Here is a 9608-nt window from a genome sequence, read left to right as displayed (position 1 = left end):
CTCGCGGTGTTCCTCGACGCGGCCGGTGATGCGGCCGGCGCCGGGATGGCGCGAGCCGAGGCGCGGCGCGCGAGCCCCCTGCTCGCCTTCCCCGCGGGCCTCGACGATCTCGCCGTGCTGCTCGCCGCCGTCGAAGCCGACGCGGCCGACGAGCGCGCGCACGGCTACCTCGGCTGCTGGCTCCTCGCCGTCGGGCGAGTGGAGGACGCCCGCCTCCACCTCGAGACGGCGACCCTCGGCGGCGCTGACGACCCCGTGGTGTGGCGGAACGCCGCGGTCGCGATCGTCAGGTCGGGCGGCGACCTCGATCAGGCCGACCGGCGGTATGCGCGAGCGCTCGAGCTCAGTGCCGGTGACGCCAGGCTCGTCTACGAACGCGACCAGCTCGCCGCGCTGCGCGGCGTCGATGCCGCCTCACGGCTCACCGCCATCGAGGGGGCCGGCGCCCAGGTCCTCGTGCGCGACGACCTCGCGATCGAATACGCAGGCCTGCTCGTCGAGGTGGGGCGAGCCGGCGACGCGCTCGCCTTCCTCGACGGCCGCGAATTCCAGCCGTTCGAGGGCGGCGAGGGCCGTGTGATCGCCGTGTTCGACCGCGCGAGCGCCGCCGTCGCCCGTGAGCTGCTCCCGTCGGACCCCGGGTCCGCCCGCGCGCTGCTGCGAAGCGGCATCCGGGTGCCCGAGCCCCTCGGCGAGGGACGCCATCCGGCCGACGTCGTCGCGGAGCGATTCGTGCTCCTCGGCGACGCCGAACTGGCGCTCGGCGACGTCGATGCGGCGGAGGCGGCCTGGCGTCGGGCGCGGGACGTCGACGGAGCCCTCGCCGCGACCGGGCACGTCGTCGACGCGCGCGACGGGTGGGTCGGCCTCGCGCACCTGCGCCTGGGCGAGCACGCCGAGGCCGAGCGCGTCTGGGCGAGCCTCGAAGCCAGGGCGGCCTCCCTCGAGGCATCCGCGGACCGCGTGGACTACTTCGCCACGTCGCTGCCCGAACTGCTGCTGTTCCCGGTCGACACCGCCGAGCGCCGCGCATCCGAGGCGGCGGTGCTGCGCGAACTGGCGGCGCAGGGCCGACACGAGGCGGACGCCCGGGCACAGGAGGCACTGGCATGACCGATCGCTACCTCGGCACGCCGGTGCTGCCCTCGACACCGGATCCCTCGCTCACGGGCCCGGTGCCCGAMCACCTGCCGCGCCGCCTGGCGATCTGCCTCTGGGACTTCTCCTGGTACACGCGTGCCGGCGAGGGCGAACCCTTCGACGACGTCGACCGCGCGATGGCCGAGACTGCCGACCGCGGCTACAACGCCGTGCGCATCTGCGCCGCTCCGCTCCTCGTCGCCGGCGACCTCGGGCTCGACGGGCTCGCGACCGACCTTCCCGTCGAGGGACTCGGCCCTGCGCCGACCGGCGGGTTCTTCGGGCAGCGCACCCGCTGGTACGACACCCCCGGCGGCTACCGGCTCGACGTCAGGGGGCGCCTCTTCGAGCTCCTCGAGGCGGCGCGACGACACGGCATCGTGGTGATCCTCGCGAGCTGGGAGTACCAGCAGTCGCCGTCGTTCGCGGGCGACCCGCGCTGGTTCGACGCCATCGACGCCGTGCCGCTCGACCGCCGATACGACGTGCTCGCCGACGCCTTCGCACGACTGCTCGACGACGTGCGGGCCGCGGGCCTCATCGACGTCGTCGCGTTCACCGAGCTGCACAACGAGGTCGACTTCTCGATCCTGCCGCCGGTGGAGCAGGGAGGAGAGGCCGCCATGGAGCGGCTGCGCACCCGGCATCCCGACCAGCTCGTCACGGTGAGCTACGGCAAGCCGCCGCACCTCGCCATGCACCGGCTCTCGCCCGCCCTGGCCGTCGCGCAGTTCCACGTCTACAGCTACGGCGTGCTCGATGCTCTGCAGCGTCGCATCGACATCCGCTCCGAGGGCAGCGAGGGCTTCCCGAACTCGGCGCTCCGCGCACTCCTCCGCCCCGATGCGCCCTCGTTCGCCGACTACGGCCGGCCCGCCGAGTGGAAGCTGCGGGCCACGGTGATCACCGACCAGATGGTCTACGGCTACGACTGGATCGACACCGACGCGTGGGACGCCTGGCTCCTCGACCACTACGGCGAGCACCGCGAGGTGATGCTGCGCGAGATCGAGTCTCGCGTCGTCGCGATCGCGGAGTGGGCGCGGTGGCGAGGCGTGCCCGCGGTGATCGGCGAAGGCTGGGTCGGCTACACACCGCGCGACGGCTGGTTCGAGGAGAGCCCCGTCGGGCGGTCGCTGGCCGAGCACGGCATCCGCACCGCGCTCTCGCAGGGCGTCTGGGGCGTCGTCGCGTGTTCCAACGCGGCGCCCCACCACCCCATGTGGGCGGATGCCGCGTGGCAGCGCCGCGTGAACGCGCTCGTCACCGGCGGCTGACCGGCCCGGTGGCCGCGCCGCACGCTCAGTCGGGCAGGGCGAACGTCGTGACGGGGCGGCCGTCTCGGGCGCGCACGGATGCCTCGGGCCGGTCCACGACCGCCACGACGCCGTCGGGCGTGGCCCAGGCCCGCCACCACGCGTCATCCGTCACCTCGAGCTCGCCGCGGTCGAGCACACGTCGCCCGATCGTGTGCGGCTTGATCGCGGTCATCCACGACGCCACGCCCTCGAGCGTGCGACGCTGCACCGGCGGGATCTCGCCCGCCGCGGTCGGGCCGACGTTGAGCAGGAGGCGTCCGCCCCGCGACACGACGTCGGCGTAGAGGCGGGCGAGCTCGCGCGGCGAGAGCGTGAGCGACTCGTCCTCCACCCGGTTGTAGCCGAACGAGAAGCCGAGGCCGCGGCAGTGCTCCCAGCCGGCGTCGGCCTCGTTCGCCGTGCCGTGGTCGTACTCGCTCGTGCGGYAGTCCCAGACGTCGGCGCCCCAGCGATCGTTCACGATGCCCTCGGGCACGACCGACCGGTAGTGCGCGAGCAGCGACCCGATCGAGTTCGGGCTGGGCTGCTTGCCGGCGTCGGGCCAGTCGATGTCGTTCCAGATGAGGTCGGGCCGGTAGCGGTCGACGAGGTCGGCGACGTGGCCGTACGCGTAGGCGTGGTAGGCGGCATCTGTCGGCCGCAGCGCCTCGACGTCGGCGCTCGACCGGTGCGGCGGGAAGTCGGTGACCGCCCAGTYGAGTCCGCCCGAGTAGTAGACGCCGAACCGCATGCCCTCGGCGCGCACGGCGTCGGCGAGCGGGGCGATCAGGTCGCGTCGCGGTCCGCGGGCGACGGTCGTGAGGTCACCGGAGCCCGGGGCGTCCCAGAGAGCGATGCCGTCATGATGCTTCGTGGTGGGCACCACGTAGTCGGCCCCCACCGCGCGGAACAGCCGCGCCCAGTCGACGGGGTCGTACGCCTCGGCGCGCCAGTCGTCGAGGAATCGCTCGTAGGGCGCACCGCCGTACTCACGGGCGTGGTGCTCGGCCGCAGGCGACCCCTCGATGCGGATCGTGTTGGCGTACCACTCGGCGTAGGCGTTGTGCGCGAACCACTCGTCGTCGGGCACCGCGCCGAGCGCGCCCGTCGGCTCGGCCCACGCCGGCACCGAGTAGGCGCCCCAGTGCACGAAGATGCCGAGGCTCGCGTCGCGCGCCCACCGAGGCAGGGGCCGCGGCCGTGCGGCAGCGGCCATCAGTCGGCGGCGTCGTCGGCGGCCACGCCGCGCCGCGGGCGCTCGGGCACCGCCACGATCGCGAGCGCGATGCAGCCGAGCGCGGGAATCACGAGCGGCACGAGCTGCCAGGTGACGACGCCCGCGAACACCGCGGTGGCGACGAGGTAGGCAGCACCGGCCGGGTCCTCCCGCACGGCGGCGGGCACGCCCTTGAGCGCGCCGAGCCAGCCGAGCTCGGGGGTCCACCGGCCGGCCGCGACGAAGAGCGCCAGCGCCAGGGCCGCGAGGCCGAGCCAGCCGACGATCCCGACGACGGGGCCACCGGGCAGCACGCCGGATGCGGCGAGGTCGACGTCGAGCGCCAGCACGGCGGCGACGACGACGGATGCCGCGCCCACGCCGATCCCGCCGACGAACGCGGCCCGCACGTCGCGCCAGAACCAGGTGAGCGCGTCGTCGTCGGCCGTGAGGTACCGCCGGAGGTGCCGCACCCCGGCCGCGAGGGCCGCCGGAAGCGTGATGATGGGCAGCGAGACGATCGCGACGAGCACCCCGACCAGCAGCACCTCGCCGAGGAGCCCGAACGCGCTCTTGGCGCCTGGGAACCTGGCCGTGGTGGCCGCGTCGTCGTGCGTCGGCCCGCTGCCCGAGAGGGCGGCGCGGCGTGCGGCGCGATCGATGGCTCGCGACATCCGCCGACCTAGCCCTTGAGTCCCTGGGTGGCGACACCCGCGACGAGGAAGCGCTGGAACACGATGAAGAAGATCAGGATCGGCACCAGGGCGAGGAACGACACCGCGGCGGTCGCCCCGTAGTCGGACGTCGACGTCGCGTCGTTGTAGAGCCGCAGCGCGATCGGGAGCGGGTACTTCTCGGGCGAGTTGATGTAGAGCAGCGGGCCCAGGAAGTCGTTCCACGTCCAGATGAACGTGAAGATCGCGCTGGTGATGAGCGCCGGCTTGATGAGCGGCAGGATGATCGAGAAGAAGATCCGGATGTGCCCGGCGCCGTCGATGCGGGCCGCCTCGTCCATGTCGCGCGGGATGTTGCGGATGAACTGCACGATCAGGAAGACGAAGAACGCCTCGGTGGCGAGGAACTTCGGGAGGATCAACGGCCAGTACGTGTCGACCAGCTCGAGCTTATTGAAGAGCACGTACTGGGGGATGATGATCACGTGGAACGGCAGCAGCAGCGTGCCGATCATCGCCGCGAACAGCACGCCCACGCCGCGGAACTTGATGCGGGCGAACGCATAGGCGGCGAGCGCCGACGAGAGCACCGTGCCGATCACGGCCATGATCGCGATGAAGAACGAGTTCGCGAAGAACCGCCACAGCGGAGTGCCGGCGATGCCCTCGACGACCTTCGTGTAGTTGTCGAACGTCGGGTTCTCGGGGATCAGCCCCGGGTTCTGGGCGAACTCACTCGACGGCTTGAACGTCGACAGGAACAGCCAGAGCAGCGGGTAGAGCACGATCGCCGTGAAGGCGAGCAGCACCACGAACCAGATGACCGTGTTGACGGTGCGGCGCTTGACGCGCCGACGCGGCTGGGTGGAGGTGCCGGGCTCGAGGGCGTTCTCGACGACCTCGACGCGGGGGGCTTCGAACGTGGTCATCGGTTCTCTCCGGCGTAGTGCACCCAGGACTTCTGGGTCTTGAACAGGATGAAGGCGATGATCGCGACCGCGATCACCAGCACCCACGCCATCGCCGAGGCGTAGCCCATCTGCAGGTCGGCGAAGCCGCGCTTGTAGAGGTAGAGGGTGTAGAAGTTCGTCATGCCGGCCGGTCCGCCCGAGCCGTTCGAGATGATGTACGCCGACGCGAAGACCTGGAAGGCGTTGATGAGCTCGAGCAGCAGGTTGAAGAAGATCACGCTCGAGAGCATCGGGATGGTGACGTTGCGGAACTTGTGCCAGGGGCCGGCTCCGTCGACCTCGGCGGCCTCGTAGAGCTCCTGCGGGATCTGCTTGAGGCCCGCGAGGAAGATGACCATCGGTGCGCCGAACTGCCAGACCGCGAGCAGGATCATCATCGGGATGACGAGCTGCACGTTGCCGACCCAGCCGCCCAGGTCGATGCCGAAGAAGCTCAGGCTGTTGTCGACCGGGCCGTCGTTGGAGAACATCGCGCGCCACACGATCGCGACCGACACCGACGCACCGATGAGCGAGGGGGCGTAGAACGAGGAGCGGAAGAAGCCGCTGCCGCGGTCGCGATAGTTCAGGAGCATCGCGATGCCGAGTGCGGCCGCGAGCTTGATCGGGGTGCCGACCAGCACGTAGACGAGCGTGATCTGCACCGACTGGATGTAGTTCGGGTCCTCCGTGAACATGCGCACGAAGTTGTCGAAGCCGATCCACTCGGGTTCGGTGAAGAGGTTGTACTTGGTGAAGGCCAGGTAGAGCGAGAAGACCATCGGCCCGACCGTGAGGCCGAGGAATCCGATCAGCCACGGCACGAGGAATCCGTACCCGGCCGCGGTCTCGCGACGGACTGCTGCTCGCCTGCCGGCGGTGGAGGGGATCTTGCCGCCCTCTGCTCGGCGGACCTGGCGCAGCTCCCGCCGGACGCTTCTCGACCCGGCGGATGCCGTGACGATCGATTCGGTTTCCGTGCTCACGTGATTCTCCGGTTCCTCGAGAAACAGTACTCCGGGCCCGGCGGGGCGTGGCGCCCCACCGGGCCCGGAACGACTGCTCAGGTGTTACTGGTTGAGGACGACGTCCATCTCGTTGAAGAACTGCTCGACGGCCTCGTCGACGGTCAGGGTGCCGAAGCCGAGCTCCTGGCCGAGCTGGCGGAACTTCTCCTCCAGGCTGCCGTAGCCGACGATCGGCACGGGCGGGGCGTCGCCGAGGCGGTCGGCGATGGAGTCCTCGTAGTCGCTGATCTGCTGGCCCAGCGGGTCGAGCTCAGCGCCCTCGAGCATGGTCTTCGACGCGGGCAGGCCGCGGTTGGTGCCGAAGATCGCGCCAGCCTCGGGGCTGTTGACCAGGAAGTTCACGAGCGTGGCCGCGGCCTCGGGGTGCTTGGTGGTGGAGGCGATCGAGTGCAGCATCGACGGCTTGAGGTAGAGGTCCTTCGCGCCCTCCTCGGTCACCGGCGGGGCGACGAGGCCCAGCTCGGTGTAGCCCTCGCCGAGGTTGCCGAGGTAGCCGGCGCCGAAGTTGTCCCAGGTGAGCTCGCTCGTGGTGAGCGCGGCGTCGAAGCCGGAGACCGGGTAGATCTCCTCGAGTCGCTGCTGCGGGATGGTGTTGGCGCGCACGTCCTCGCCCTGCTCCCAGAACGCGGCGAGGTCCTTCTCGGTGAAGTTGGGCTCACCGTCTTCGGTGAAGAGGTCCTCGCCCTTGGCGCGCTGCTGGATCTCGAAGTTCTGGATGCGGCCGGTGTAGTCGGTGCCGCCCCAGAGCGCGCCGCCGCCGGCCTCGCTGACCTCGGCCATCCAGTCGGAGTAGTCCTCCCAGCTGCCGCCCTCGAACTCCTCGACGCCGACCTGCTCGAGCAGCTTCGGGTTCGTGAAGAGGCCCCACGCGTTGGTGGAGGTGGGGATGCCGGTGGTCTCGCCGTCGACGACGCCGATCTGCAGGATGTTGTCGGCGAGGGGCTCGGTGTCGATGATGTTACCCAGGTACGGCTCGAGGTCGAGCAGGAGCCCGTTCTCGGAGTACTGGCGCAGGTACGAGTAGTCGAACTGCATGACGTCGGGCAGGCCGCCACCGGCCGCCTCGGTCTGGCGCTTCTCCCAGAACTCGGGGAAGCCGAGGAACGAGGAGTTGACGGTGATGTTCGGGTACTCCTCGTTGAAGGCGGCGATGGCCTCGTCGTAGAGCGCGGCACGAACGTCGTTGCCCCAGAAGGCGAGGTTCAGCGTGACCTTCTCGTCGGGGTCGTAGGTCGCGGCCGCCTCGCTGCCGCCGCTGCCGCCCGAGCAGCCCGTCAGCACGAGGGCCGCGCTCGCGGCGATCGCCGCTGCGGCGGCCGCCATGCGGCGCTTGCGAATGTTGAACATCGTTGTCCTCCCGGGATGAAAACGTCTCTGTCTGCCTGGTGCATGTCACGCCATGGGAAAGCGCTTCCCCAAAGATAGCTCAGGCGGGCAGGTGGGTCAACTGAATCCAGAAAATCGTTTCAATTCGTTATCGGATGCCGCGGCTGCGCCGGTCACACCGGGCGAATCACCCGGTCAAGTGACGTTTCGGCGTTCAGGGCATCGCGGATGCACACGAGCCGATCGTCCACAACTCGCAGCGGCGCCGAGAACACGGCGCTGAGCCGGGCCGCGGAGTCGTCGCTGGAGCCGAGCTCCGAGCCGTCCCAGTGCGGGTGCGTGAAGTAGTACAGCACGGCGTGGTCGCCCTCGACGACCACGTCCCCGTGCCGGCCGAACGTCGCGTCGCCGTCCCGTGACCCGGGCGCCCCGACAATCACGTCGTCGGGCCCGCCCTGGCGCTGCCACGTCACCGCATCGCGCGACCGGTGCACGCCCATGCCGCGCCACTCGTCGACGAGCATCCACCACCAGCCGCCGAGCTCGAACACGTTCGGCCCCTCGTGCGGCCGGCCGCCGATCGCGCGTCCCTCGACCCGCCATGCCGCGAGGTCGTCGCTCGCCGCGACCCAGGTGGTCGAGTCGTCCGCCTCGTCCTTGTACCAGAGCCGCCACCGCCCGTCGGGGCAGTGCGCGACGCACGCGTCGATGACCCGGTCGGAGCTCAACGGGATCTCGCCCACCACCGACCACCGCTCGAGGTCGTCGCTCGCGTACTCGACGATGCGGCGCGCGTGACCCTCCCAGCGGTCGGGGATGCCGTCGATGACGGTGAGGTACATCCGGTACCGCTCGCCGTCGTCGATCACCTCGGGCGCCCAGTGCGTCGCGGGCCCGGCGCCGAGCTCGAGCCCGGCGACGGTGCCGTCGTAGCGCCAGGCGAGGCCGTCGCGCGACCGGGCCACGCCGATGCGCGACCCGTGCACCCAGGCGACGCCGGGCTCGTCGACCGTCGCGCGACGCTGGGTGTAGAACATCCACCACTCCCCCGTGTCGCGGTGGCGGATGACGGTCGGATCGGTCGCGCCGTCGTACACGGGGTCGTGGAACAGCGCGTCGTCGGGCGCGTCGGCGGGCATCCCGGTCAGCCCCGGCGCAGGTCGGTGACCGGGCTCTCCAGGCTCCGCCGCCGGTCCGCGTCGTCGCGCAGGGTCGTGGGAGTGACCAGGGCGCCCGAGGCCGCCGAGGAGTAGATCGCGGTGACGATCTCGAACGAGCGCGCGGCATCCGACGCGGTCGACGGCAGCGGCGCGCCCGACTGCAGCGACGCGTAGATGTCGCGCACGAGCGGCCCGTGCCCGCTCGCCTCCTCGACCTCGGGAAGCGCCCAGTCGGCGGCCGTCTCGGGGTCGACGTGCGGAGCCGGGGTGATGCGCCAGTGCTCGTGGCCGTGCCCGTAGAGGTGGTCGACCGTGACGGTGGCGAGCTCGGTGTCGATGCGGATCGAGCTCGTCTCGCGCGGTGAGAGGGCACTGGTGATGACGGATGCCACGGCTCCGCCGGCGAACGAGACCACCGCCGTCGACACGTCCTCCATCTGCGTCTCGCGATCCAGGCGCCAGAGCTGGCCCTGCACGCTCGCCCAGTCGCCGAGCAACCACGCGAGCAGGTCGATCTGGTGGATGCCGAGGCCGAGGGTGGGGCCGCCGCCCTCGGTGGCCCACTTTCCTCGCCAGGGCACCTCGAAGTAGGCCGGATCCCGGAACCACAGGGTCTGGCACGTCGCGACGAGCGGTCGCCCGAGCGCGCCCGAGTCGAGGAGGCCCCGCACGTGCGCCGCAGCCGAGCCGGTGCGCTGCTGGAATACGACCGCGAGGCGGCGGTCGTTGCGCGCCGCGGCATCCGTCATCGCGTCGAGCTGGTCGAGCGAGAGCGCAGCCGGCTTCTCGCAGACGACGTGCACGCCGGCATCGAGG

Annotated in this window: 8 protein-coding genes and 1 pseudogene; 2 read left to right on the top strand and 7 right to left on the bottom strand. The window is 71.1% G+C overall.

Translation table 11 applies throughout. The features are described from left to right. Positions 1-1113 (top strand): annotated as a pseudogene (locus AC1DY2_RS09695) (DUF5107 domain-containing protein); the annotation flags it as partial. Next, positions 1110-2417 carry a cellulase-like family protein gene (locus AC1DY2_RS09690; protein WP_476762229.1) on the top strand — a complete coding sequence of 436 codons (1308 nt, stop codon included), beginning with the start codon at positions 1110-1112 and terminating at the stop codon, positions 2415-2417. The pseudogene AC1DY2_RS09695 and the gene AC1DY2_RS09690, both read left to right, overlap by 4 nt. Positions 2418-2442: 25 nt before the next feature. Here the strand turns inward: AC1DY2_RS09690 and AC1DY2_RS09685 are convergent, their stop codons facing one another. The 7 genes from AC1DY2_RS09685 to AC1DY2_RS09655 all read right to left on the bottom strand — a co-directional run. Further along, the gene (locus AC1DY2_RS09685) at positions 2443-3654 is read right to left on the bottom strand and encodes an alpha-L-fucosidase (RefSeq protein WP_476762228.1); all 1212 of its coding nucleotides are present in this window, start codon (positions 3652-3654) and stop codon (positions 2443-2445) included. After that, positions 3654-4328, bottom strand: coding sequence for a hypothetical protein (locus AC1DY2_RS09680; protein ID WP_476762227.1), 675 nt, complete (start codon positions 4326-4328; stop codon positions 3654-3656). Before AC1DY2_RS09680 ends, AC1DY2_RS09685 begins: the two co-directional genes overlap by 1 nt. An 8-nt stretch (positions 4329-4336) precedes the next feature. Next, a complete protein-coding gene (locus tag AC1DY2_RS09675) occupies positions 4337-5257 on the bottom strand; it encodes a carbohydrate ABC transporter permease (protein ID WP_476762226.1) in 921 nt (306 codons plus the stop codon). Then, positions 5254-6168 (bottom strand): carbohydrate ABC transporter permease, encoded by a 915-nt coding sequence (locus AC1DY2_RS09670; RefSeq protein WP_309977772.1) that lies wholly within the window; start codon positions 6166-6168, stop codon positions 5254-5256. The genes AC1DY2_RS09675 and AC1DY2_RS09670 overlap by 4 nt, the downstream gene beginning before the upstream one ends. 180 nt (positions 6169-6348) lie before the next feature. Beyond that, positions 6349-7653, bottom strand: coding sequence for an ABC transporter substrate-binding protein (locus AC1DY2_RS09665; RefSeq protein ID WP_476762225.1), 1305 nt, complete (start codon positions 7651-7653; stop codon positions 6349-6351). A gap of 152 nt (positions 7654-7805) precedes the next feature. After that, positions 7806-8771, bottom strand: coding sequence for a family 43 glycosylhydrolase (locus tag AC1DY2_RS09660; RefSeq protein ID WP_476762224.1), 966 nt, complete (start codon positions 8769-8771; stop codon positions 7806-7808). Between the two features lie 5 nt (positions 8772-8776). Further along, positions 8777-9608 (bottom strand): Gfo/Idh/MocA family protein (locus AC1DY2_RS09655; protein WP_476762223.1); only part of this gene is annotated, 832 nt, incomplete at its 5' end.

The sequence above is a fragment of the Agromyces sp. P1_H4 genome, assembly GCF_056405255.1.
The sequence above is the reverse complement of the archived record's forward strand: the minus strand, read 5'-3'. Positions and strand labels throughout refer to the sequence as shown.

Coding starts and splice junctions, on each gene's coding strand:
- AC1DY2_RS09680 (WP_476762227.1), bottom strand. CDS start 4,328: ATGTCGCGAGCCATCGATCGCGCCGCACGCCGCGCCGCCCTCTCGGGC.
- AC1DY2_RS09675 (WP_476762226.1), bottom strand. CDS start 5,257: ATGACCACGTTCGAAGCCCCCCGCGTCGAGGTCGTCGAGAACGCCCTC.
- AC1DY2_RS09665 (WP_476762225.1), bottom strand. CDS start 7,653: ATGTTCAACATTCGCAAGCGCCGCATGGCGGCCGCCGCAGCGGCGATC.
- AC1DY2_RS09660 (WP_476762224.1), bottom strand. CDS start 8,771: ATGCCCGCCGACGCGCCCGACGACGCGCTGTTCCACGACCCCGTGTAC.